This window comes from Vallitalea pronyensis (genome assembly GCF_018141445.1).
Taxonomy (GTDB): Bacteria; Bacillota; Clostridia; order Lachnospirales; family Vallitaleaceae; genus Vallitalea; species Vallitalea pronyensis.
Genome location: NZ_CP058649.1, coordinates 3843799 through 3869414, shown reverse-complemented (window position 1 = coordinate 3869414; position 25616 = coordinate 3843799). Strand labels below are relative to the sequence as shown.

22 protein-coding genes are annotated in these 25616 nt (G+C 36.7%); 15 read left to right on the top strand and 7 right to left on the bottom strand.

Going from position 1 to position 25616, the window contains the following annotated elements; translation table 11 throughout:
* The first annotated feature begins 63 nt into the window (after positions 1-63).
* The 4 genes from HZI73_RS16350 (at position 64) to HZI73_RS16335 (ending at position 8084) form a co-directional block, all read left to right on the top strand.
* Entirely contained in the window at positions 64-2199 is a 2136-nt protein-coding gene (locus tag HZI73_RS16350; protein ID WP_212694450.1) for a glycoside hydrolase family 3 N-terminal domain-containing protein, read from the top strand.
* A gap of 23 nt (positions 2200-2222) precedes the next feature.
* On the top strand, positions 2223-4109 hold the full coding sequence (locus HZI73_RS16345) for a glycoside hydrolase family 97 protein (protein WP_212694449.1): 1887 nt from the start codon (positions 2223-2225) through the stop codon (positions 4107-4109).
* Positions 4110-4142: 33 nt separating this feature from the next.
* Positions 4143-5645, top strand: coding sequence for a sulfatase family protein (locus tag HZI73_RS16340; RefSeq protein ID WP_212694448.1), 1503 nt, complete (start codon positions 4143-4145; stop codon positions 5643-5645).
* 81 nt (positions 5646-5726) lie between these two features.
* Complete coding sequence (locus HZI73_RS16335; RefSeq protein ID WP_212694447.1) at positions 5727-8084, top strand: hypothetical protein; 2358 nt, start codon at positions 5727-5729, stop codon at positions 8082-8084.
* Between the two features lie 112 nt (positions 8085-8196).
* Here HZI73_RS16335 and HZI73_RS16330 read toward each other — a convergent pair whose 3' ends face one another.
* The gene (locus tag HZI73_RS16330) at positions 8197-10485 is read right to left on the bottom strand and encodes a glycoside hydrolase family 95 protein (RefSeq protein ID WP_212694446.1); all 2289 of its coding nucleotides are present in this window, start codon (positions 10483-10485) and stop codon (positions 8197-8199) included.
* 450 nt (positions 10486-10935) lie between these two features.
* Between HZI73_RS16330 and HZI73_RS16325 the strand changes: the two genes are divergently transcribed.
* The 3 genes from HZI73_RS16325 to HZI73_RS16315 all read left to right on the top strand — a co-directional run bounded on the left by HZI73_RS16325 (position 10936) and on the right by HZI73_RS16315 (position 13441).
* Positions 10936-11526, top strand: a complete 591-nt coding sequence (locus HZI73_RS16325) for a hypothetical protein (RefSeq protein ID WP_212694445.1) — start codon at positions 10936-10938, stop codon at positions 11524-11526.
* Positions 11527-11776: 250 nt separating this feature from the next.
* Entirely contained in the window at positions 11777-12502 is a 726-nt protein-coding gene (locus HZI73_RS16320; RefSeq protein ID WP_212694444.1) for a hypothetical protein, read from the top strand.
* 288 nt (positions 12503-12790) lie between these two features.
* On the top strand, positions 12791-13441 hold the full coding sequence (locus tag HZI73_RS16315) for a response regulator (RefSeq protein WP_212694443.1): 651 nt from the start codon (positions 12791-12793) through the stop codon (positions 13439-13441).
* 123 nt (positions 13442-13564) lie between these two features.
* Here the strand turns inward: HZI73_RS16315 and HZI73_RS16310 are convergent, their stop codons facing one another.
* Positions 13565-14149 carry a LysE family transporter gene (locus HZI73_RS16310; protein ID WP_212694442.1) on the bottom strand — a complete coding sequence of 195 codons (585 nt, stop codon included), beginning with the start codon at positions 14147-14149 and terminating at the stop codon, positions 13565-13567.
* 189 nt (positions 14150-14338) lie between these two features.
* On the opposite strand from HZI73_RS16310, the gene HZI73_RS16305 reads away from it, so the two are divergent.
* The 4 genes from HZI73_RS16305 (at position 14339) to HZI73_RS16290 (ending at position 18074) form a co-directional block, all read left to right on the top strand.
* Positions 14339-15175, top strand: coding sequence for a DUF2785 domain-containing protein (locus HZI73_RS16305; protein WP_212694441.1), 837 nt, complete (start codon positions 14339-14341; stop codon positions 15173-15175).
* Between the two features lie 99 nt (positions 15176-15274).
* Complete coding sequence (locus HZI73_RS16300; protein WP_212694440.1) at positions 15275-15829, top strand: DJ-1/PfpI family protein; 555 nt, start codon at positions 15275-15277, stop codon at positions 15827-15829.
* A gap of 117 nt (positions 15830-15946) precedes the next feature.
* Entirely contained in the window at positions 15947-17530 is a 1584-nt protein-coding gene (locus HZI73_RS16295; RefSeq protein ID WP_212694439.1) for an amidase family protein, read from the top strand.
* A gap of 37 nt (positions 17531-17567) precedes the next feature.
* Positions 17568-18074, top strand: coding sequence for a putative signal transducing protein (locus tag HZI73_RS16290; RefSeq protein ID WP_212694438.1), 507 nt, complete (start codon positions 17568-17570; stop codon positions 18072-18074).
* A gap of 93 nt (positions 18075-18167) precedes the next feature.
* Here HZI73_RS16290 and HZI73_RS16285 read toward each other — a convergent pair whose 3' ends face one another.
* Genes HZI73_RS16285 through HZI73_RS16270 form a run of 4 tightly spaced genes read right to left on the bottom strand, consistent with a single transcriptional unit; the run spans position 18168 to position 20688 of the window.
* Positions 18168-18659: a hypothetical protein gene (locus tag HZI73_RS16285; protein WP_212694437.1), complete on the bottom strand. Its 492-nt coding sequence runs from the start codon at positions 18657-18659 to the stop codon at positions 18168-18170.
* Positions 18656-19399, bottom strand: a complete 744-nt coding sequence (locus HZI73_RS16280) for a hypothetical protein (RefSeq protein WP_212694436.1) — start codon at positions 19397-19399, stop codon at positions 18656-18658. The genes HZI73_RS16285 and HZI73_RS16280 overlap by 4 nt, the downstream gene beginning before the upstream one ends.
* Positions 19386-20279: an ABC transporter ATP-binding protein gene (locus HZI73_RS16275; RefSeq protein WP_212694435.1), complete on the bottom strand. Its 894-nt coding sequence runs from the start codon at positions 20277-20279 to the stop codon at positions 19386-19388. The genes HZI73_RS16280 and HZI73_RS16275 overlap by 14 nt, the downstream gene beginning before the upstream one ends.
* Positions 20280-20316: 37 nt before the next feature.
* Complete coding sequence (locus tag HZI73_RS16270; protein ID WP_212694434.1) at positions 20317-20688, bottom strand: GntR family transcriptional regulator; 372 nt, start codon at positions 20686-20688, stop codon at positions 20317-20319.
* Positions 20689-20984: 296 nt separating this feature from the next.
* Here HZI73_RS16270 and HZI73_RS16265 point away from each other — a divergent pair, with 296 nt between their 5' ends.
* The 3 genes from HZI73_RS16265 (at position 20985) to metA (ending at position 22791) form a co-directional block, all read left to right on the top strand.
* The gene (locus tag HZI73_RS16265; RefSeq protein WP_212694433.1) at positions 20985-21539 is read left to right on the top strand and encodes a GNAT family N-acetyltransferase; all 555 of its coding nucleotides are present in this window, start codon (positions 20985-20987) and stop codon (positions 21537-21539) included.
* Positions 21540-21566: 27 nt separating this feature from the next.
* Complete coding sequence (locus HZI73_RS16260) at positions 21567-21746, top strand: DUF4177 domain-containing protein (RefSeq protein WP_212694432.1); 180 nt, start codon at positions 21567-21569, stop codon at positions 21744-21746.
* A 118-nt stretch (positions 21747-21864) separates the two neighbouring features.
* Complete coding sequence (metA, locus tag HZI73_RS16255; RefSeq protein WP_212694431.1) at positions 21865-22791, top strand: homoserine O-acetyltransferase MetA; 927 nt, start codon at positions 21865-21867, stop codon at positions 22789-22791.
* 152 nt (positions 22792-22943) lie between these two features.
* Here the strand turns inward: metA and HZI73_RS16250 are convergent, their stop codons facing one another.
* Positions 22944-24017, bottom strand: coding sequence for a LacI family DNA-binding transcriptional regulator (locus HZI73_RS16250; protein WP_212694430.1), 1074 nt, complete (start codon positions 24015-24017; stop codon positions 22944-22946).
* Positions 24018-24280: 263 nt separating this feature from the next.
* On the opposite strand from HZI73_RS16250, the gene HZI73_RS16245 reads away from it, so the two are divergent.
* On the top strand, positions 24281-25615 hold the full coding sequence (locus HZI73_RS16245; protein WP_212694429.1) for an ABC transporter substrate-binding protein: 1335 nt from the start codon (positions 24281-24283) through the stop codon (positions 25613-25615).
* The last annotated feature ends 1 nt before the right edge of the window (position 25616 follow it).

Genomic DNA, 25616 nt, shown 5'->3' with positions numbered 1-25616 from the left:
TCATACTATTAAGCGTTATTGTAGAAAGGATCGATCAAAGCGATGGATAATAAGCATAAGTATATGGACAAAAACTTGCCTATTGAAGAAAGGGTAAAGGACTTACTACCATTAATGACTATGGAAGAAAAGATTCTCCAATTAGCATCCTTTTATCCCAATGGTGTTGAGCGGTTAGGCATACCTAATCTACAGCCCGGAGAATGCCTTCATGGTGTGGCAGCAGAAGAAGCCACCAGTTTCCCTCAAGCCATTGCTCTCGGCAGCACCTGGGATACGGATTTAATTGAAAAAGTAGCCACCGTTATTGCAAGAGAGGCTCGCGCATTGGGAATCCATCATTGCTATACACCTATGTTAGGGGTTACAAGGGATTGTAGGTGGGGGCGTACAGAAGAAAGCTATGGTGAAGATGCGTACTTAGTTTCCAAAATTGGTGAAGCATTTATTAATGGCTTACAAGGTAAAGGCGATGATAGGTTTAGTAAAGACCGTATTATTGCCACCGCAAAACACTATGTAGCAGATGCAGAGCCATTATCAGGTAATAATGGTGCAGCTGTTGAAATATCTGACAGGGCTTTACATGAAGTACATTTACCACCTTTTAAGGTTGCTGTTGAACAAGCAAAAGTAGGGTCCATTATGCCTGCTCACCACTCCCTAAATGGTGTGCCTTGTCATGCTAACAATTATATTCTAAAAGATGTATTAAGAAAAGATTACGGATTTGATGGCGTGATCGTTTCAGATAATGGTGATATAAGAATGCTTCATACAACCATGAAAGTAGCAAAGGACCTGAATGATGCGGCTGTTATGGCATTAGAAGCAGGTGTTGATTCAGAATTAGCATGGATGTGTCCCATGGGAGAAAATCGTGGGTATGGCACCCTTTTTGCTGAAGCTTGTAAAAAAGGTGACATTGATATGGCACTGGTTGATCAAGCTGTTGCCAATGTGCTCACAGCAAAATTTAGAATTGGTTTATTTGATGAAGAAGGCAGTACAGCAGTACAAGAAGATTTCTTAGACATGCAAGGCGTATTTAATAGCGATGAGCATATTCATTATGCAGATACAAAAAGATCTTTTGGTATAAAAAGGGATAATTATAAAGAGATTCTCTATTCAGAAGCACATAATAAAGTGGCTCTTGAAGCCGCCCATAAGTCCATCATTCTCCTAAAGAATGACGCGAACCTATTACCTCTTGATCCTTCAAAGCTTAATCGCATTGCTGTATTAGGGCCTAATGCCAATACGAAAATTCTTGGAGGTTATTCCACATCTAAGCCAAGATACTTTGTAACCATTCTTGATGGCATCAAGGAATATGTAGGAGATGATACGGAGATTGTACATGCTGAAGGCTGTACACCCACAGACTTTATTGAACAAGACATCGATAAAGCTGTAGACTTGGCTAAAGCATCCGATGTAGTTATCCTTGCAGTGGGTGGCAACGAATTAACCTGTAAGGAAAACGAAGATGTGGATACACTGGATTTAGTAGGCGACCAACAACAATTAATTGAAGCCGTTTATGAAACAGGGACACCTGTTGTGCTGATACTCTTACATGGTAGACCCAATTCAATCGGTTGGGCAGCAGATAACATTCCTGCCATACTTGAAGGCTGGTATTTAGGGCAAGAATGTGGTCATGCCATCGCATCAACTATCTTTGGTGATCTTAACCCTGGTGGGAAATTACCCATTACGGTACCTAGAAATGTAGGTCAGGTTCCTGCTTTCTATAATAAATTGCCATTTGGACGTCAGCAAAAGTATTATAAATCAAGTCCAGAACCCTTATATCCATTCGGTTATGGATTAAGCTATACCACCTTTGCAATGAGTGAACCCAAGCTGAGTGCAAAAACCATGAAGCAAAGTGAGACACTTACTGTAAGTGTTAACGTAACAAATACAGGCAAAATGACAGGAGAAGAAGTTGTCCAGTTGTATCTCCATGATGACTTGTGTTCGGTGACGCGACCATCCAAGGAGTTAAAAGGCTTTAAACGTGTCAAGGTAGAACCAGGTAAGTCTATCCAAGTAACATTTGAGATAAATGAAGAAATGCTTTCCTTTAGAAATCAAGGGAAATGGATGGTAGAACCTGGGCAATTTACAGTCATGGTAGGAAACAGTTCAACACACTACAAAGAAACCTCTTTCATATTGGAGGCATAGGATATAGGAAAAGGAGTAAAATCATGCGAAAAATAAGTTCGCCAGATGGTAAGTATGACGTATTCTTCAATTTAGAAAAGGCAAAAAGGGGCAATAATTGTCCAGTCTATCGTGTTGATTATGAAAAGAAAACAATCATTGATAAAAGTTGTTTGGGATTTGAAACCAACCTCAACAATAAAAGCATGATGTCCAATGAAGCTAATCTTAGTTCTTGTTTTATTGAAAAACATTTTACAACCCATGACCATGCATCCACCTGGTACCCTGTTTATGGGGAAAGGGAAGCGATTATTGATGCGTATCATCAAATGAATATATCCTTATACCATGAGGCTACTGGCGTTCGTATGGAACTAGAGTTCAGAGCTTATAACGAAGGGGTTGCTTTTAGATACATATTGGATAGAGAGCGTCAAGATAATCAGAGGACATTCTGTATCCAAGATGAAGTGACACAGTTTCAATTGATGGATGATCATACTGCATGGGCAACTTATGAGGCTCAAGGTGCCTATTCAGAAGTGAAACTATCGCAGATTGGTAGTGAATGTGAAAGGCCATTAACCATTGAAGTGAATGACGATTTATATATGGCTATATTGGAAGCTGGGCTTGTGGATTATGCAAGAATGAAGCTAAGAATCAGCTATGATAAGAAGTATTGCCTAAGCAGTACATTAACCAGTGAAGTGACGAGGGACCTACCTTTAACAACACCTTGGCGGGTTATTATGGCAGCTCACAGTCCAGGTGAGCTTGTTGAACATAATGATATTGTATTGAATCTAAACGAACCCTGTGCCATTAAAGATACGTCTTGGATAAAGCCAGGGACCGTCATAAGAGAGATGACACTTACCACAGAAGGAGGCTTAGCTTATATTGATTTTGCTTCAAAACATGGTATCGCCTATATTTTATTAGATGCAGGTTGGTACGGTAATCAATATGATGAAGAGTCAGATGCAACCTATGTCAGTAAAGATTTAAATAAGTGTTTTGATCATCGAGAATTGGACCTTCAAAAGGTCATTGACTATGGTAAAGACAAGAATGTAGGCGTATGGCTCTATGTCAATAGGCGGGCACTTGAAAATCAATTGGATGAAATCCTGCCTATCTATAAAGCATGGGGCGTAAAAGGTATTAAATTTGGGTTTGTGAATGTAGGCAGTCAACATTGGACCAGTTGGTTACATGAAGCCGTGAGAAAGGCAGCAGATTATGAAATGATGGTGGATATTCATGATGAATACAGACCTACAGGTTATTGCAGAACCTATCCCAATCTACTAACCCAAGAGGGTGTTCGTGGTGATGAAGAAGTTCAAGAGAATTCAATGACCCTTACAACGGCCTTTACAAGGATGATCTGTGGTGCGGCTGATAATACCGTTTGTTATTTTAACAATCGTGTAGATACCCATAATTCTCACGCTTATCAGTTAGCTAAATCTGTAGTACTGTATAGCCCATTACAGTGTTTATATTGGTATGATATGCCAAGAGCGTCTTTAGCCAATATCCCTTCACAATCCAATGAGGGTATTATTGACGAAGTGCCAGAACTGGCTTTTTATGATGTGCTGCCTACGGTTTGGGATGAATCACGTTATTTGCAATCCAAAATAAGTGATTATGCAGTAGTAGCAAGAAGAAGTAAGGACAACTGGTTTATGGGTATTATGAATGCGGAAAAAGAAGATAGGAACTTTACGATACCTTTTGATTTCTTAGACAGTCATTGTACCTATAAAGCTACAATCTATTCAGATGATCCCCATGTAAACACGAGAACCCATGTAAGAATAGATGACATGACTGTCGACAGCAATTTTATACATAAAGTGCATATTGCTAAAAAGGGCGGGCAAAGTATTTTACTGGAAAAAATACACCAATCGTAAAATGATAGAAATTTGTTGCAAGGAGGTTATGTTATGGCCAATAAAAAACCTAATATATTATATATCATGTCTGATGATCATGGTGCCAATGCAATCAGTGCTTATGGTTCTCGATTAGCAAAGGTATTTGAAACCCCAAATATTGATCGTATTGGACGAGAAGGAGCTATTTTACAGAATGTACATTGTACCAATGCCATCTGCACGCCCAGTAGAGCAACCATACTCACTGGACAGTATGCCCATGTGCATGGGGTGAAAACATTAGCAGACGAAATGGACCCTTCCTTAAACACATACCCAATTATGATGCAAGAGGACGGCTATCAAACGGCAGTTGTGGGTAAGTGGCATGTTCACTGCGAAGTAAAAGGGTTTGATTATTACGATGTGCTTCCTGGTCAGGGATACTATTTTAATCCTTATTTTTGGGATAAGGAAACAGACTGGGATGCCATCGAAAACATACATCATAAAGATCAAGGAAAACAACACACAGGTTATGTCACGGACATTATTACCGATAAATGCCTTAATTGGCTTAAAAAACGTGATAGAGATAAACCATTTATGCTCATGTGTCATCATAAAGCACCTCATGATAATTTTGAATACCATCCTCGCTATGAGCATATTCTTGATGGTGTAGACATACCTGAGCCGGATAGTTTGTGGGAAGACAAGAGTCATCGTTCTATAGCCACAAGGACATACGGCACTTCCGTATCCGAAAGAAATCCTGTACGTAATGCTGTCACATTGATGAGTGATCCGAATTATCAAACAGGGCAATTAGACATTACAGGGCTCAATGAGACAGAGAGAACAAAGGCTGCCTATCAAAAGTATTTAAAAGATTATTTAAGAACGGTAAAAGGCATAGATGATAGTGTAGGGGAGCTGCTTGACTACCTTGAACAAGAAGGTATCCTGGATGACACCATCATTATCTACACATCTGACCAAGGCATGTTTCTTGGGGAACATGATTATATTGATAAACGGTGGATCTATGAAGAAGCTCTTCAGATGCCATTTTTAGTGCGATATCCTAAAGAAATTGCAGCAGGAACGGTTCTTGAAGATGTGATATCCAATGTGGATTTTGCGCCCACTTTACTTGATTATGCAGGCTTACAGAAAACAGACGTTATGCAGGGAAGGTCATTTCGGGAGAATATAAAAGGGAACACGCCTGCGGATTGGCCCAACAAAATCTATTATCGATACTGGATGCATCTCACCCACCATGACAACCCTGCCCATTATGGTATTCGGACCAAAGATTATAAATTAATCTTCTTTTACGGTTTACCCTTGGATGCAAAGCATGCATTACAAGAACCTACACCACCAGGGTGGGAACTCTATGATTTAAGAAATGATCCATTTGAGTTAAAGAATGTGTACCATGACCAAGAGTATCAAGAAGTAGTGAAAGATCTGAAGGCTCAACTTCTTCATATGAAGAAAGAAGTTGGGGATGAAGATGACCGTTATCCTGAATTGGTAAAAAGATTGATTGAGACGCGATAAATAAAGGGTGCAGCGACGTACATGAATCATCAGGTAGATTGGACCATCTACAAATAGATAAGTGGAAATGAAGGTGAATAGATGAAAATTAGAGAAGACGGTACCTTGGCATATATTCTTTTTCAGAATCAAGAAGAAGATATACACGTGCCTTTTACAGAGGACGTGAATTATATAGGACCTCAATGGTATGGTGTGGCCAACCATAAGGAATATAACGTGGATATGCGCAAACTAAGTCCCTATGCGTTTGAAGGTGAAAAGGACAGTATTCACTATGGGTTAAGGTATCTGTGGGAAGAAGAGAAAGTAACCATCACAGCAACCCTAAAAAATAACGGCCTTAGCGTATTTAAGCCTGAAAAAGTTGGTTTGAAGCTGGGTATTGATACCTATATGGATAGCTATCCCCAATGGAATGATAAATACTTTCCCACTATGTTACGCTGTGAAAAGAACTTTTTTTGGGGCTATTTTATGTCGCCGCTTAATAAAATAATAGGTATCTGTTCACCCCAACCAGTAGCATCATGGCACATGCATTATAATCGTGTCAATGGCTACGGCGGGCATCGCATTCATACAGTTAACATGGATTTGCTTCATGGAGGACCTCTTCCAGAAAGGCATCCCCAAAACTTACAACACCTTATGCCAGGAGAAGAGAAAGTCTGGACATTCTATTTGATGCCCATAGATGGTGTAGCATCTGTTCAAGAATATATGATAAGAGCTTGTCATGTGCCCATGATACAAGCGGAGCGTTATACCTTAACGAAAAATGAAACATTGACCATTAAGGTACTATCAGATTGTGAAACAGCATTATATATTGAGAAGCCTAATACAAAAGATCATAGGATACTTATTGGCAGGACCCATGGTAGCCCATGTGTTATGCATTATGATGGATTGGATGAACCAGGTGTGTATAACCTGTTTGCCATTAGTTCAAATGGCTATGAAACAGAAGCAAAGATATATGTACGCCATCAATGGTCTTGGTATTTAAAACAAGCGCGAAAAGCATCCATTTCCATGGAGCAAAAAGCATCAACCCACTTAGAGAGTTGGTATGGATGTTTTTCAGGTTTTTTAGCTGCAAAACATTTTCCAGATAAGAATCTGGATGCCCAGGTTGAAGACAATTTCAAAGAAATTCTGCCATTAATGTACGATGTTGATAAAGGCGAACCCATCATCATGGCCAAGCGGATTTGCAATACAGCCTCCATGGTTAGTCTATTAGTTGATGCATATGAAGCAAAAAAAGACATTCATTACCTTCATTTAGCCAGTAAATTAGCCGATTGGCTGATTTTACAACAGGGCGAAGATGGTGCTTACAGAACAGAAACAGGCTGGGGTTCAGGAAGAGAAGATGCCATGGGTGAGCACTATACCAGTGTTATCTATATGGCGAAATCAATGCTTGAACTGGTTCTTGTGGAAAAAGAACTAGGAAAGCTTGATGCCCAATGGCATGATTGCTATGAAAGACATTATAGCTCTGTACAAAAAGCTGTTGATGATCTGGCTGTAAGAAAAGACAACATTGGAACGGAAGGTGAACATACTTTTGAAGATGGTATGCTATCTTGTTCAACTTTACAGTTAGCCATGTTTGCTCTAGTGCAAGAAGATGAGAAGGACAAAAAGAAATATACCCAAGTGGCGGAATACATGATAAAGAAACATCGGTGCTTGGAACAGATGATTATCCCCGATTGTCGCATGAATGGAGGAACCATTCGTTTCTGGGAGGCTCAATATGATGTGTTACTTAATAAGAACATGATCAACAGTCCCCATGGATGGACTTCCTGGAAAACCTATGCCACATGGTATCTGTATCAGCTAACAGGCAACATCGATTACTTATATCAGACCATGGATACCTTAGGTGCATGTATGCAGTTAATTGATGGCGAAACAGGTAAGTTAAGATGGGCTTTCATTGTTGACCCACATGTACCCGTACATGCTTGGGAGGAAACTGAACAAGATACTGGTAAATACCATAGACGAGATAAAGTTATTTCAGAACAATATGTGGATATGATAAGTGGATGGTATAAAAGGCCTAAAGGTAAAGTGTCCATGCACCAAGAAGCCAATGTGGTTGGAGAAGCAGGAGACATCACTTTACCTGATGATGGTTGGTGTTGTGATAACGATGTACATGAACATTTTAAATGTCTTGAGGAAGTAGCCTTAACATCGGCCTATATTTTTGAAGATGATCAAGGTCATATTCACGCATTTAATTGTGCCGTTCAAAGAAACCATCAACAATTAATCATTGAACCCTATGAACCCATTGTCACAGCTGTCCATATCAATATAAAACATCTGTATGATATTCAGATACACTTTGATGATGATGAACTGTCCACCACATGTAAGAAGGGAATGGGTTGGCTGAAAAAAAGTTATTAGGATAATGAAAAAATAGAAAAATGGGATTAGAATAAAGGGGCTGCGTCTAAAACAGCCCCTTACTTATATCTTCACTTAATATATGTATGGTTCAACTTTTTGGATACCATTCTTATCTCTTATGGACAATGGTATATGTTTTACCTTTTTGAACAGTAAACTCAATAACACATGCTTCTAATTGTCGATATACCACATCTTGAACCATGATAGGATGTTTGCCTCTAACTCGGCAGAGTCCGTCTTTACCTGCATAAATAATAGCTTTATCCAGTTTGGCGTCATGCCACTTCATATCTACTGTATATTTTCCTCTGGCTCTTAACCCTTTTATGTCTCCTTCTTTCCAACTTGGAATTAAGCAGGGCAGTAATGATAATTCGTCAGCATGAGATTGTAAGAGCATTTCTGCTATAGCAGTAACAACGCCTAGGTTGCCATCCATCACAAATAAATCCTTGGTTACACATAGTCCAAAAAGGTTTGGTGCAGTGGCTCTGACATAATTCATGTTTAAGAATTCCTCAGCCATAGGGATGTCTTCAAGCCTTGCACCATAAATAGCTTTCCAAGCAATTGCCCATCCTTCAGAAGCTGTTTCCCCAAACTCAATTTTTCTTTCAAGGGTGCGTTTTACAGCTGTAGCAAGCTCAGGTGTTCCTCTTAATGTAATATCATTTGCAGGATGAAAAGCAATGAGCTGCGTCGTATGACGATGACCAGGTTCGGGTTCATCATAATCTTTAACCCATTCCTGTATCTGTCCGTGTTTACCTATCCTTATAGGATGGATTCTTTTTAACGCAGCTTTTATATCTTCAACAAAATCATCTTGAATCCCTAATATGTCCGCAGACTCCAGAATCCTTTTAAAATAATATGAAATAATCATATTATCCGATGTAGGTCCATAAGTCATACTGGGTTTTACATCCCGTCTACCTTCTAAGTAGTAGCTATTTTCAGGTGAATGGGAAGGGCAAGTCACTAGAAAACCGTCTTTGTCTTCCATAAGATAATCTAAGACAAACGCTGCAGCTTCTTTCATGGTAGGATAGGCTTTTTTCAAGAATGCCACGTCTCTGCTATAATCATAATAATCCCATAGGTGGAAACATATCCATACAGCACCCAAACTCCAAAATGCAGCCCGATGGATGTCTTGTGGTGCACAGTCCGCCCACAAGTCCGTATTGTGATGGGCAACAAAACCTTTGCAGCCATACATGTCTTTAGCTACTTTTCTACCTCTTACCCGCATCCGTTCTATCAGGTCAAATAAAGGTTCTATACATGCCTGCATGTTGCAGATTTCAGCTGCCCAATAAATCATTTCTATATTGATATTAATGGTAAATTTACTGTCCCATGGTGGATCGAATTCATTATTCCATATACCTCTTAAATTAGCAGGGAGAGAATTTTTTCTGCTGGATGATATCAGTAAATATCTTCCATATTGAAAATACAAGGCATTAAAAGGAACATCTTCACTGCCATTCAAGATAGATTGGAGCCGTTCATCAGTAGGTTTAGAACCCAATGAATCCATTTCTTCTTGAGAGCCTAAGGTAAAATGCATGTGATCATAGATGTTTTTGTAATCATTTATATGATCTTTTTTTATCGTTTCATATGATTTTGTCTGTAAGACATTGTATGCTCTTAGAGCAGCTTCTTTTGCATGGCTGTTGTAGAATGTGGTTGCCATGGAAAGATAGATTTCGGCTTCATCGGCATCTTCAACAAATAGAAATTGCCCAAGGACATATACTTTACCGCCTTTCGCTTTGGCTTTTGCTGCAACAGTAAAGTCAATAGCGCCTTTTCCGCCATTTGTTCCGCCGATGATAATGGTATTCTGTCCATCCCTGTCACAGTAGTCCAGATACCTGCCTCTAGCTAATCTTATTTTTAGAGACACACTTCTCTTTTTGTCAGCCTTTATTTTATAGGCAATCAATTGATCAGGGAAGCTGGCAAAACATTCTTTTTCATATTGGACACCATTGCATACAAAGGATGAACGAACCAGACTCTGAGAAAGGTCAAGTTCTCTTTTGTACGCAGAAAAATCCTCACTTAGATTAGGGTACTCAATTAATAATTCTCCAGCTGTTTGATAATGCCGTTGACTGTCTGGTGTACTTGTCATACCCATGAAAGCCAGTTGTTCCGCTTCCCATACTTTTCCATCCATGATCATGGTCTGTAGTTTTTTTATGGTTTCCTTTGCATCAGGGTTAACTCTTTCCGCAGGTCCGCCATACCAGATTGAATCCTCATTGAGTTGAAGTATTTCCTTTGAAACGCCTCCAGAGATCATGGCACCGAGTCTTCCATTACCAACTGGCAAGTATTCCAACCATGCATTTGCAGGTTTGTTATACCACATATTCATCTTCTTGTCCTCCATATAACTTTTTGTAGATACAATGATGCCATAAATAAATGGCTATTCTCAGTTTACTTGACTAAATTATAGTATACAGATATGTTTTTTAGTAGGACCAAATTGTTACTTATAGAGCCTAATGGTTACTTCTAACAGGTTAAGAAAAATGGTGTTTAAACTGCAAGTCAAATGATACTTCTATAAATGCATAATCAACCATAGCTAGGATGACATTTGTCATAGATAGTAAAAATTAGATGACTTATGACCATAATATTTAGTCAATTGACATCTAATATTTTCTGAGAAAAAGTTGTATAATCTCTAGGTGCTCAAAAAGGGGAGCATATACTTGATTGAATGATACACATGTCAGTTATCATGAAAGTTAATAGTAGACATTGTTAAGAAATTGAGTGATGTGAGCACATCTAAAAAATAGAATGGAGAAAGAAAATGAAAAAGAATAGAATTATAGTATGTTTCTTACTGGTATTTATCATGATGGCTGCTATAGGGTGCCAAAAAAAAGAAGAAAAAAAATTACCGACGATGGGTGTAACAGAAGGTAATACCTATACCAATGATTTTATTAACCTAACAGTTGACATTCCAGAGGGATGGTCTCAAGCAAGTGAAGAAGAAAGACTTCAAGAGACATTTTTGTCAGAAATGAGTGATATTACAGCACAAGAAGATGTATGTATTATGAAGTTAACCAGTGAAGATCAAATGGGTACTGTTTTATGTAAGGTGCATCCCATGAAAAAAGATTTGTATACAACAGAAAAAGAATATGTGGAATCTATCTGTGATCTAATTGAAACAATATACGACGATCATGTTGGTGAAGTAGAGGAAGGCACTTTTGCAGACCTTAAGTGTGCTTCATTAAAGGCAAACAAGCAAAGTTTAAAATATCAAAATTATTCTGTAATGGTTGATGATTACATTGTAGAAATTGAAGCTTCCTATATAGAAAATGAAGCAAATACAAAAGGGGTACAAGATATTTTTGATAGTGTTACGTTTAATAATGAAAAATAAAAAAGTAAAACAGACTCAGTGACATTTGTCATTTTTATGAAAAGATACATGACATTTGACTAAAAAAAATAGCCAATCGACATCTGACAATTTTTTTATAAACATATTATAATCGTTATGTGCTGAAAGAGCATGCAAAATATGTAGTGCTCAAATAATGCTATAGCTGTATGTTGAAACAAAGGATGAATGATTTAACGCGTTAAAAGAGTATATATGTGGCACAATTAAAAATGAAATGGAGATAACAATGAAAAAGATTAAAATTTTATTATGTTTAATACTTGTATTCACAATGATGGCTTTTGTAGGTTGTCAAAGCAAAGATGGTGATTCTGCTGAAACCGGTAAACCTGATAGTTCAGTGGACTCAGCCGATGATCAAAATAATGATGCAGATGATGAAACTGAGGGAAATACAGATAGTACAGATGATCCAACAGAATCTGCCAGTGCAGGTGTACTTACTTTAGGTGTGACAGAAGGTAATATTTATAAGAATGACTTTTTTAACCTTCAAGCTGAAATACCTGAAGATTGGTATCAATATACGGAAGAGGAATTAATTGATAAATCATTATTATCTGATGTAAGTGAAGTAGCAACAGCTGAAAGTGTCGATATTTTTTGTTTTACAGATGCAACTGGTTTAGCAAATGTAACATGTACAGTTGAACAATTTGATAAAGAATTTTATAAATCACTTCAGGGTTATGCAGAGTTTGATCGTGCAACTACCAATTTATTATGTGATGAAGAAAAAACCACTGAATTAACAGAAGTAGAATTAGGTGGTCAAAAATTCCTTACTTACACAGCAGTAATGTCAATAGATGAAGATAATTGTATCATGACATCATATGTAGCCATTATGAACGATTATGCAATAATAATTGAAGGAAGCTACTATGACGATGATGAAGAATCACCTGCAATTATACAAAGTATTATTGATAGTGTTACTTTTCAACAATAGGTGATACACATTATAGTGAGCAGACTCAAAACAGTATGTTTTGGGTCTGTTTTTTCATACCTAATCATTGAATTAAGTATTAAAGCACATCCCTCTATCATATACATAAAAATAGAATCCTTATTGTTTGGCTTAATTCTATAAAAGAAATGGGTTTTTTTACCTACTTAAATAATGATAAATATAGCCTAATAGTATTTAATATTCAAACAATATTTGATAAAATAAGGTGTATCAAGTTGGGAAGTATAGATGGAGGTGGAAAGTACATTAATATTTATATAAAATATGTACTTTAATAAGATGATTAAGATTTTAATAATTAATAATGAAAATGTATCGGCCCATAGCTTAAAGCAAATTATTGAACAAGATGATGATATCCACGTAATTGGGTGCAGGCAAAGCATTCATGAAGCCCTATTATTTTGTGAAAAGACAGTACCTGATATTATTTTATTCGATTTACAGGTATCGGATATATCTGTAATCGAAGCAACAACAATGATTAAAGCCCGTCATGCTCATGTAAAAATATTTATACTAAGCAGTTATGACCAAGTGCCCTATATCGAGTCCGCCATAAAAAATAATGTGGATGCGTTTCTATCAAAAACAATCTATCCAGAAGACCTCATACCTTGCATTAAAAGTGTGGCAATCGGTATGAAACTAATGGATAATAAAATGTTTAGTCCTATGCGATTAAAGTTGAAAAATAAAAGTGACCGTAACAATCAGCTTCGTGTTAAACTAACAGAAAGAGAATTAAGTGTGATTAAACTCATTATTGAAGGCTTGAGTAATAAAGAAATTGCGAAAGAAATTATTCTATCAGAAGGAACGGTGAGGAACATTGTTTCCCGCCTGTTACATAAGTTCAATGTAAAAAATAGAGTAAAGTTAGCCATCAATGCTATGCATTTAGAGTATGATTAACGTGTCACTGGGTATGAAGTAAACACCCTGCATTATCATGCACGTACTTTGTGTTTGTTACCTAAAGGAAGGGAAGCAGCCAGAGAACATGTATGATTAAGATACAGGGTGTTTTTTTAGTACTTAAAAAAAGAGGGATACAGCACAATACACTAAAAGTAAAGCCATAACAAGGTTGATGATTTTGTAATGATGGGAGAGAAAACTTTGAAAGAGGGAGCCAAACAACGCCCAAGAACATGTGGATACAAAGCTTATAAAAGCTAAGAAGAGTGAAAACCCACCCAGTATCATAGGTGCATGATAATAAGGTGCAATAAAAGTTGACACAATGGTAATCCCATAAAGAATAACTTTTGGGTTGACAAATTGTAGGAGTAATCCAGATTGAAATGTATCGGTATATGTATTAATGGTGCCTTTCTTACCTGGTTTACTTTTAAAAGTCTTCCAAGCTAACATGAGGATATAGCCTGCTCCAATATACGTCATAAGAGGCTTTACAGAGGGGATAACTTGATAGAGAGTAACGCTAAAAATATTGCACATCACGATGATGATAAAAAAACCAGTAAAAATGCCCAAATTAAAGCGTATGCTCCTTTTAAGACCATATCGACTGGCATTGGACATGGACATGATATTATTGGGACCTGGTGTGAAGGTAGTCAAAAATACATAAGATAAAAAATTAGCTATACTTGGCATGACGATGAATCTCCTTCATTTATTTAAAAGTATGTACGTATAGATAATATAAAATACAGTTTATGTGTTGTCAAGTAAAAGGATCATCTTCTTTTTCGGTTATGGCCTAAATAAAATGAAAACATCTGTTGGGGATGGACATATATATGCTATAATAAGAGTAATATCAATTGTTAGGGGGATGATGACATGAATACGATGCAACCATTAGTAGAACAAATGGAAAGAATTGTACGTCACGAATATAAAGTGCCAAAAGATGTTAAACCATTTAGTCTCGCTCTAAAAATGCTTGACATCATAGGTATTGAAGACGCCCATATTCGAGATGATTTGGTCTACATGGTTATGGCTACATGGATATCTGAAGGCATATTCTCACATGAAGAATTACGAAAAATTCTTCAACTGTTGTTAAATGATCAACACTTGTTTTATAGAATAGGTGAAAACCACTCCGATACAGTATTCACACGTTCTTTTTCGATATTACTGATTCCCCTTATTATTGAACAGCATATGAAAGATTCATTTCTAAAAGACGATGAATTAGATGAAATCTATTACCAAGTCATACGTTATTGCAAAGAGGAACAGGATGTAAGAGGTTATGTTGAAGGAAAAGGATGGGCACATACAGCGGCCCATACAGCAGATGCCATGAGTGCCATGGTTTTATTACCGAATATAACCCATGAACGTATGATGCATATCCTGGATTTAATACGTGACAAAGTATGTATTGGCTCTTATCAATACATCCACCAAGAAGATGAGAGAATGGTTGCAGCCCTATTAAATATTTTGGATAGGAATAGGGTATCCCTTGATGCATTCAATGGGTATATCCTATCTTATGAACCATTGGATCAAAAGGGGATTTTCCCAGACGATATGTACCTTATGTGTAATGTCAAGCATTTTCTTCGAAGTTTATATTTCAGGCTACTAGCCCGTAATGGCTATAAGAAGATAACGGACAGTATTCTTCAAGTACTGAATGCCATTACACCTTTTCATGATTAGGTCATAAAAGTTATGCAACATGGCTGGTTATATTTTACTCATCTAATAATAAGAAGTTTGATAAAGACTTAAGAATAAGATAATGAAAGGTGGTACACAATGAAAACATACATATTTATCTATGAGGGCTTTGCACATTTTGAAGTGGTAATAACTTCGCTTATACAGAAGTCAGCAAGTGAGATTATAACCGTAGGGTTAGACCATAAGATGGTTACTTCCATAGAAGGATTCCAAACGGTACCTCATGTGGTTCTATCAGAAGTGGATTTAGACCAAGTTGATCTCTTTGTTATTCCTGGTGGTGACCCTCATGTATTAGGTGACCAAGAAGCATTATACACGTGTCTACGTTATTTAGATAAAAAGAAAACACCAATTGCTGCTATATGTGCAGGTCCAGTCCAATTTGCCAAAGCGGGGATACTCAAGGATAGAAACTACACAACAAGTGCAGATATAAAAGCTTATGATGGGTTTGAGGCAGGTCACTATATGAAGCAAGGTGTGGTTGTGGATAACCATATGATTACAGCAAAAGGCTCCAGCTACGTAGACTTTGCTATTGAAATAGGTAAAGTGTTAGATGTATATGAAAACGAAGAAGATCTCAAGGAAACCATTAATTTCTATAAGTATTTTCAAGAGGATTAAGGGCAGATAAGCTATAGTTAGTAATAAAGCAGTACTTAAAAGCAAAGCTACCAGGTATAATGGAATAAAAAACAGCAACAATGAGAGCATAAAGGAGCGATTAGGCGAGGTGATAACATGCCAAAGAAAACGTTAACAGAAGCAGACGAATATGTACAACATCAGGTTGAAGGACAAGGAAAAGATTATAAAACAGAAGCGAGACAATACCTTGATTTCTCCATATTTAATAATAGCTTAGCATCATTAAAAAAAGACAGGTATACAGCCATTGGTCACATGGTCATGGAGAAAAGTGTAACAGCCATTCAAGCCTATGTTCAACAAGGTGCATTAACCTATGAAGAATTAACATTATTTTACTTAAACCGCATACGAGCATATGATGATCAAAAGTTAAATGCTGTCATGCAGCTGAATCCAGATGCTATTTTGATAGCAAGAAAACAGGATGAACAAAGAACACAAGGACATCTACTTGGTCCCTTACAAGGCATACCCATCATGATAAAGGGTAATATTGGGACGGGAGATACCATGTATAATACAGCAGGTGCAAAGGTATTAGCCACAACGGCATGTGATAGGGATAGCTTTCTGGTTAAGAAATTAAGAGCCGCTGGTGCAGTTATTCTAGGTAAGGCCAATATGAGTGAATGGGCTAACTACATGAGCGAGGTATCTCTAAACGGTTTTTCCACACTAGGCGGGCAAACCCATAACCCATATGGCAATTATGACGTAGGTGGGTCCAGCTCAGGTTCTGCGGTTGCAGTGGCATGTAATTTTGCTACCCTTGCCATAGGTACAGAAACAACGGGCTCCATTATATCACCCGCTAGTCAAAATAATGTAGTGGGTATCAAGCCCACCGTTGGTCTATGGAGTAGAGACCGTATTATTCCCATTGCATATGATTTAGATACAGCTGGTCCAATAACGCGAACCGTAGAAGATGCAGCGCTCTTATTAGGTGAACTGGCTGGTGAAGATGAACGAGACGCTTTTACCAAGGTTGGTACTTCCCTAATCAAAGATTACACATCATTCTTAAAAGAAGATGGTCTTCAGGGTATGCGTATTGGTGTGGTTACCAATGATGTGATAACTGATTATTATCGTACAGGAGAACAGAATATAATCCATCGTGTAATGAAAGAATTAGAAGCTTTGGGCGCAATTGTAATAGAAGTTACATTGGATGACCAAGCCCTTCATTTAGAAAGGCTTGATGTATTAACCTATGAATTTAAGGAAGGTGTTGAACAATATTTAAAAGATATTGGAGATAACGCTTCCATTAGAACAATGAAAGACATTACGGATTTTAATCAAAAAGACATGTTGAATCGAGCAAGATTTGGTCAAGAATTAATTGTAAGGTCCAGAGATACCACTATTAAAGAGCATGAGCATCTAGAATGTGTAGCTAAGAATGTTCGCCTTGCCAGTACAGCTATCGATCAATCACTGGAAGACCATGATCTTGATTTACTCATGTCACTCTATGTGAATCTGTCAGGTATTTATGCTCCAGCCAGGTATCCAGCTATTACAGTACCTGCTGGTTATCGAGAAGATGGGGAACCGGTAGGCTTATGTTTGGTCAGCTCTAAGTTCAGAGAAGACAGCCTAATAAAAGCCGCTTATGCCTATGAACAGGGAACAAAATATCGGCAGGAGCCACATATGGATATTTAGTAAGCAGGTTTATTATGATAAAGGAGTGGTGCGTATAATGAGTTGGTGTTTGAAATGTAATATTGGATATGAGGATCATGTAAAGAAATGCCCATCATGCCAAGGGAAGCTTGTGAATAATCCTGAAACAGAAAAAGGTGAAGATATTACCAAGTTATGTAATGTTGCATCCTTACAAGACGCACATATGATTAAATCATTACTAGGTGCATCAAATATTCCAGTACTCTTTAAAAGCAAAGGTTCAGGTGAGTACCTTCAAATAATAGCAGGTGCCAACTACCAAGGTTTTGATATTTATGTTCCTGTCAGCTCCCTGAATGAAGCTAGAGAAATTATGACGAAAGCGGATGAAGATATACCAATGGAAGATGTAGAGAATGTAGAAGCAGATATGGAAGCTGTTCAATTGAATGCATTGGATACAAACGTTAAACAAAGAAATCGATTAATGCTCTACATCATATTCATCCTTTTTATTGGTATTCCCCTTGTTAGTGCTTTTATATGGTATATCATGAATATGATGGACAATAAGCTATAAGGATGTATCCTATTTGATAGCATCAAAGTGTTGAACCATATGGAGTGAACAGACATACATGTTCACTCCATATGGTTTATTTTTTCATGAATCCTAGCTAATGCTATGAGATTCCCTTGAAGATGAGTTAATCTGACTAACGTTTTCTCCTCTATACTGTACGTTAATACCTTCTGGAACAAAAAGTATAAAATCTACGAAATTAATTACTTGCTCAGGAGAACCCTTCTCATAACGAGGTAATGTATTGGTGGTTACCCAACGGGTTAGTGTAAATGTCAGTATCCGCTTTTTTTGTGGGCGGGTAATGGTCAGTTCTTGATTCTCATAGCTGAAGCTGTAAGGATGGGTTTTGTGAACATCACTGAACAGCTTACTGCCACGAAGTTCTACATAATCTTTATCCCATGTAAAGATTTTAAAACTACTTCCCTCCGCATTTAATTGAAATGTATCTTGACCTTCAAGCTCATATTGAGTCACAAATCCTTCATTGTTAGAAGGGCTATAAAGAAAGACAACCAGACCAAGAGCAACAACAATACCTAAGGATAATAGAAATAATACGAATAGTTTCTTTTTCATGATGCCACCTCCATATTTCTAAAGGGAATGTAAGCAATGAGATGAAAGAGTATCGTTAGCCCCCAGAACACACCTAATTGTTGTATAAAAGCCATGCGCCATAAACCATTGAACCCATCCATAAGTAGCTTCTGAAACCATTCAGAGGTAAGGAACAAACCAAATAGTACAGCTAGGGTTATGATGGAAGGAAAAAGGTATTTTCGAATATACATAGTCACGATATAAACAAGGGACACAATAAATATCAAGATACTTGTGGATAATATAAAACCTATGATATATGAGCTAGGTGTCATGGTATTAATAAAATAAAAATCATCAGAGAATCTATCTAAAGCCATATATATAATTGTTTCAATCAGTTCTAAACCGCATACCATAACCATAAATAAATAAGAACCAACAACTACATAGATAAAATTACCAACAGCATATATCTGCCGAGTTAGTGGAAAAACAAATTTTGATTGAAACTCATTTTTGCTGGTTGATATACCAATGGTGATACAAAAAGTAATGATAGCTGTTATAAAACCAATATCCAAAACAAGACCTGAATTCCGAACATTGATGGTTTCATAAGCCGATGGAAAGAACTTTTCAATAAACAAAATAAAGTTGACGACTGCAATACTGGAGGTAATCGCAAGCCCAATCATGATAACTTTCTTAAAATCAATAAATAGATTGAGTAATAAACCTTTTAATGAACGTTTTTGCAGATTACTGATAACCATCAAAACCACCTACCTTTCCATTTGCAGTGAGATAAACGCATACATCTTCTGAATGCATGGGACTGATATCAATATGGTGTTCATTCAAATAGTGTAGGTCTTCTTCCGTTAGGTCATTTTTGATACCCACAATGGAGCTTAATCCTAATGGTTGTTGGTGAAGTACCTGCCGGTTTTCAACAAAGGGTAGCAGTTGATCATTTTTGCCATTAAGCATAACGCCATAATTTTGAAAAACATCAATGGGGTCGTGCATAACCAGTTTACCATCATGGATTAATACGATTTCCTCTAATAGATTCTCCATTTCATGAAGCATATGACTAGAAATCATCATGGTCCGAGGGTGTTTCATATAATCATTCAGCAATATGTGATAGAATTCTTTACGAAAGGCTGCATCTAGCCCAAGTGTAGGTTCATCAAAAATCGTCAGTGGTGAACGGCTGCTTAGACCCATGATAATGTTAAACTGTGTTTTCATCCCTCGTGAAAGTTTATCATATTTTTGTTTAACATTTAAATCAAAGTAGTGAAGGAGCTTTTTAGCAAAAGCTTCGTCCCACCTGGCATAATAGATTTTACCAAGTGCTAATATATCCTTTAATTTTAATGTTTCGTCATAGGTTACTTCTTCGTCTATAAAAATGACATTTGAAAGTACTTGTAGATTATCAAAAGGTTGCTGTCCCCATACATGAAGCTCGCCACTAGTAGGTTTTATGTAACCAGCACATGTTTTTAATAAAGTAGTTTTGCCGGCGCCATTTCTACCAATAATACCAATGATTTTGTTTTCATTTATGGTTAATGTGAGTTGATCAAGTGCTTTTTTATCACCATATTGTTTTGTTAAGTTATGGCTCGTAATAACTGTCATGATATAACCTCCTTTTATATGTGTTTAGACAGAGCCATTATTGAGCATCTATCATTTGATTAATACGATCTAAGATTTCTTCTTTACTAATGCCTATTTTCTTAGCTTCAATCAGCAGACTTTTTAACATGGTGGAATAAAAATTTTCTTTTCTTTTTACCTGTATCATTTCTTTTGCGCCTTCTGATACATGCATACCCATCCCTCTTTTCTTATATAAAATTCCCTCATGAACAAGCATATTAATACCCTTTGCAGCAGTAGCTGGATTAATGTTAAATTGCTTCGCAATATGATATTGTGAGTAAGCTTGTTTATTTTCCAATAGGATATCATCGAGGATATCATCTTCAATACCTTCTGCAATTTGAATGTAGATTGGCTTTATGCTATCGTGTGATAACTTCATGTAATGACACACCTCCTTTTCAGCATACATCAATACTGCATTACTGATGTAATGTAGTATAATATAATGGGTTGTGTTTGTCAAGTATTTCAAGGATTTATATTAAATATTATGGTTAAAAAGCCTGATGATAGAATTACACTAGGTAGTGTGGTAGGTTGAGCATTGAGAATGAACATTAAAAATATTGGGTTGACATCAGGCAGTAATCACTATATAATAGTTAAAATTATCTTATATCGAGACGGTGTTCACAATCATGACGGACATTGTAAAAATAAGAAAGGAGCAATTATATGGTAGTACATAAAGGTACTCAAAGGATTGAAACAAACCGATTAATACTGAGACGGTTTTCCAAATCAGATGCCCACGATATGTTTCATAACTGGGCCAATGATGAAGATGTGACACGATTTCTAACATGGGAACCTCACAAAACAATTGAGGTAACAGAGACAATTTTAGATACCTGGACTCAAGGTTATACAGAAGAAAACTATTATATGTGGGCGATTGTTCCTAAGGATTATGGGAAAGTGATTGGCAGCATATCCGTAGGTAATCAATCGGATGGGAATGATCATTGTGAAATCGGTTATTGCATTAGTAAGGCGTACTGGGGGCAAGGCATAACCACAGAAGCGTTTCAGGCAGTTATTCAATATCTGATGCATACTGTTGGCTATGAGAGGATACAGGCCATACATTATGTGGAAAATGCTGCTTCAGGAAGGGTCATGGAAAAGGCAGGTTTGACCTATGAAGGATGTATGCGGCATTTTCATAAGCATGAAGAAGGACACTATTATGACTGTGCGTTATATGGTATCATACGAGAAGATTTATAACATGTAAAATGAAGGGAATTGAATGACATGTATGAATATAAATATGTACAAACAACACTTGGAGGTTTTTTTACAGAGGCAAAACACCAAGAGGTTATTGATAAATATGCTAAACAGGGTTGGCGTTTAGTACAGGTGTTACCCACCAATTATAATGGGCATGGAAAGCCGACACATTATGAAGTGATTTTAGAACGTAAGGTATAAGGGATTTAGAAGAGTATGGAATGGTATTTATAACTTTTATTATCTATGATAATAGTGTATAATAATAAATTAGTAAAATGACTACAAAATATAGATAGGATATAGAAAAGGTGATAAGATGCCAATAAAAGTAGATAATAATCTGCCAGCTAAACAAGTACTACAACAAGAAAACATATTTGTCATGGGTGAAAATAGAGCAATACAACAGGATATTCGACCCTTGCAGATTGCCATATTGAATCTCATGCCTCTTAAGCAGGCAACAGAGACCCAATTATTACGTTTATTAAGTAACACACCTTTACAAGTTGAAATCACACTATTACATCCAGAAACTCATAAGTCTAAGAATACATCCAAAGATCATCTGTTAAGTTTTTATACTACTTATCGTGAGATTAAAGAGAAAAAGTATGATGGTATGATTATAACAGGTGCTCCAGTTGAGTTAATGGACTTTGAAGACGTTGGTTATTGGGACGAACTAAAAGAGATTATGGAGTGGACCAAGTATAATGTCACATCTACTTTTCATATTTGTTGGGGGGCTCAAGCGGGTTTATACTATCATTATGGTATTAATAAACATGCACTACCTCATAAGATGTTTGGCATTTTTAATCATGACGTATTAAAGCCTCAATGCAAGTTATTAAGAGGATTTGATGATCAATTTTTAGTTCCACACTCAAGACATACGGGGGTAAGCGTGGAAGATATCAAAAATCACCCTGAGCTGGATTTGTTATCTGAATCACCCGAAGCAGGTGTTTACATTGCCATGTCAAAAGATGAAAAGCAGATTTTTGTTACAGGACATTCGGAGTATGATACATTAACGCTTAAACAGGAGTTTATACGGGATAAAAATAAGGGCTTAGATATTAAGATGCCTAAGAATTATTTTCCCTATGATGATGAAAATCAATACCCTCATGCAACATGGCGAGGACACGCACATCTTATCTATTCCAATTGGCTTAATTATTATGTATATCAACAGACGCCTTATCTAATTGACCAGATTGGTGATAAACAATAAATTTTACATGTCTTGTGAAGCCTTCAACATGGCATAATGTATTATAAATACTGGCATAATGGTAAACCAACAGTAAGTAAAAATGGTGTAATCAATTGAAATGACAAAAGCAGCTATGACAATACGTTTATAGCTGCTTTTTATTTAGTTTGTTATTCATTCCGATTTTGTATGCTTTCCCTTTGCTTGATTTCATAAGCGATTTTCTGAATCGGATGTTCGTCGTTTTCCTCTATATAATGAATAATGAGTTTAGCAGCATCTTTACCCATTTCGTAAGCATCGATAAAGACTGTGGAGAGAGGAGGTAAAAAGGACTCGCCATCATTGGGGCTATGAACGGTTCCTATAACAGAAATATCCTTTGGAATATGATAACCCATTTTATTTATGATCGTGTAAACCATATTAGCACTAGCTGTGCTGGGCGCATATATGGCATCAGGTCGGTTTGGTGATGACAGAATATTGCTCAGCTGCTTGGTTAAATGATTTGGCATGGTTATATCATAAAGGACCAGTTGACAAGCTGTATAAGGAAGATTGTTATCATAGATGAAAGCTTTGATTACTTCTTGTAGCAAAGGGACATTCGTGTTTCCTAGTGAATAAGAATAGTTTTCCAGTACAATGATATTTTTATGACCAGATTCCAAAAGCATATCTAATACCGTGCGTTTATATTCTTTGTAGCCGGCATAAATATTGTGGTGTTTAGGATCATCGGGCAATAGAGAACCTGCATAAACGGTAGGAAATCCAGATTTTAATAAAAACTCTACATACTGAATATTTGAGTTACTTAGATGGGGGAAAACAGCTCCATCATATTTTTGTGGAAGTTTTAATTGCTTTTGCGAATCATCACTGGCAATATGGCTTTCAATAAGGATATCATAGCCGTATCTGGCAGCAGAACTTATTGCTCCTTTAAGAAATCGAAGTGTATATGTATCTTCAATGTTATCATAGTAATCATTTGTAGTTAATGATAACCCAATGGTTTTTGTCTTCTTTGATGCTAAATTAATAGCCGTATTGTTTGGAACAAACCCAAGCTTGTTGCAGGCATCCAGTACACGTGTTTTTGTTTTTTCTGAATAGCCGCCTTTATTGTTGAGTACTCTTGATATCGTCGCAATGGAAAGTCCGGTGGTTTCTGCTACGTCATATATGGTTACTTTTTTTGTTGGAATCATATTTTCACACTTTCGTAAGTTAATCATTTGGTTTCTTATATATTTTATACCCATGTAAATACCTTTGTCAACTGGTCTATTTGATAGGTGTTTTTTTGTAACTATTAAGTAAGCGCTTTTTGTTTAATATGACATTAAATAATGTCGTAAACGTATATTAGACAATATAGTATTATGCATATATCATAAAAAATATAACTTAAATAATTAATTTATTGACATATAAATGTAAATTATGATAAAATCTATACGTAAGCGCTTAACTAAATTGAACTTCGGGAGGTTTTACAATGAAAAAGTGGAAACAAAAAATGTCAGTGGTATCCTTAATACTTATTCTTGCGTTATTGTTATCTGCATGTGGGGGACAGAGTAATGACAGTGCAAAAGATAAAGAAAGTTCAACAGGTAGTGATAGTTCAACGAGTCAAAGCAACAAAAGTCAATCAGATTCTGAAAAAACTGAGAAGCCTGTAAAGATTTCAATTTGGGTGGCTGGTTCTGGTGATCCTGCTTATGACAAAGCTTATCGCACAATTTTTGACAATTATGTTGAAAAGCACCCAAATGTAAGTTACGAACTAAGCTATATTGCTTGGAGCGAGTATTTTACAAAATTGAACACTGGTTTAATCGGCGGTTCAGGACCCGATGTATTTATGACGGGTTATGGACAATTCGGAACCATCAAAGCAATGGATGCTTTACTTCCATTAAATGATTATTTGCCTGAAGATTGGGACGGTTATGATGACTTTCACGAGAATATATTATTAGCTGGACAAGATGATGGACAACAATACGCTATGTTTTATCCGTCAACAAGAGTTTTTATGTATCGTAAAGATATTGCTGAACAAGCTGGACTTACAGAAGCAGATATGCATGTGAAATCACTTGAAGATATTTTGACTTTGGCAGATAAGATGACTGTTTATGATGACAATGATATGGTACTTATTTCAGGTCTTGAAATTGATCCTGACCAAGAGCAAACGGTATTTACTTTTGGTTCAATGGAAGATAAAAACTTGAAACTTTGGAATGATGACTTAAAGGCAGCATTTAATACACCAGGTGTCTATTCAGCAATGAATAAGTTAATTGAAGCATCTAAAAGTGATGCCATTATGCTTCAGGATCCTGGTACTTCAGGTAGTGGACTGCAGCTTGGTACAGCTTCCATGGCGTTAATGGCTGATAGCTTTTATGCAGTTCTTGATGATGCATTCCCAGGTCAAATCGGTATTATTAAAAGTGATATGAATACGTTACTTATTGGTAATTATATGGCAGCAAACAAAAACTCACCTCATAAAGACGTGGCAGCAGACTTGTTGATTCATATGTTCTCCAAAGAGTCATTGAAGATTTCACAAGATGTGGCTTCTTTTTACTCAGGAAGAAAATCATTGGATGAAAGTTACATTGGTATGAATCCTGAATTTGAAAAGGTTGTACACGCATATGAACGTTCGCACTTGTATTCAACTGTTCCCAATGCGAAATATACTGCAGCAGTTAGAGAATTAAGAACCTCCATGGACGCAGCATTCCAAGGCGGTGGTTTACAACAGGGACTCGATTTTGCTGAAGAACAATGGAACAAAGTTATTAGCGAGTAAT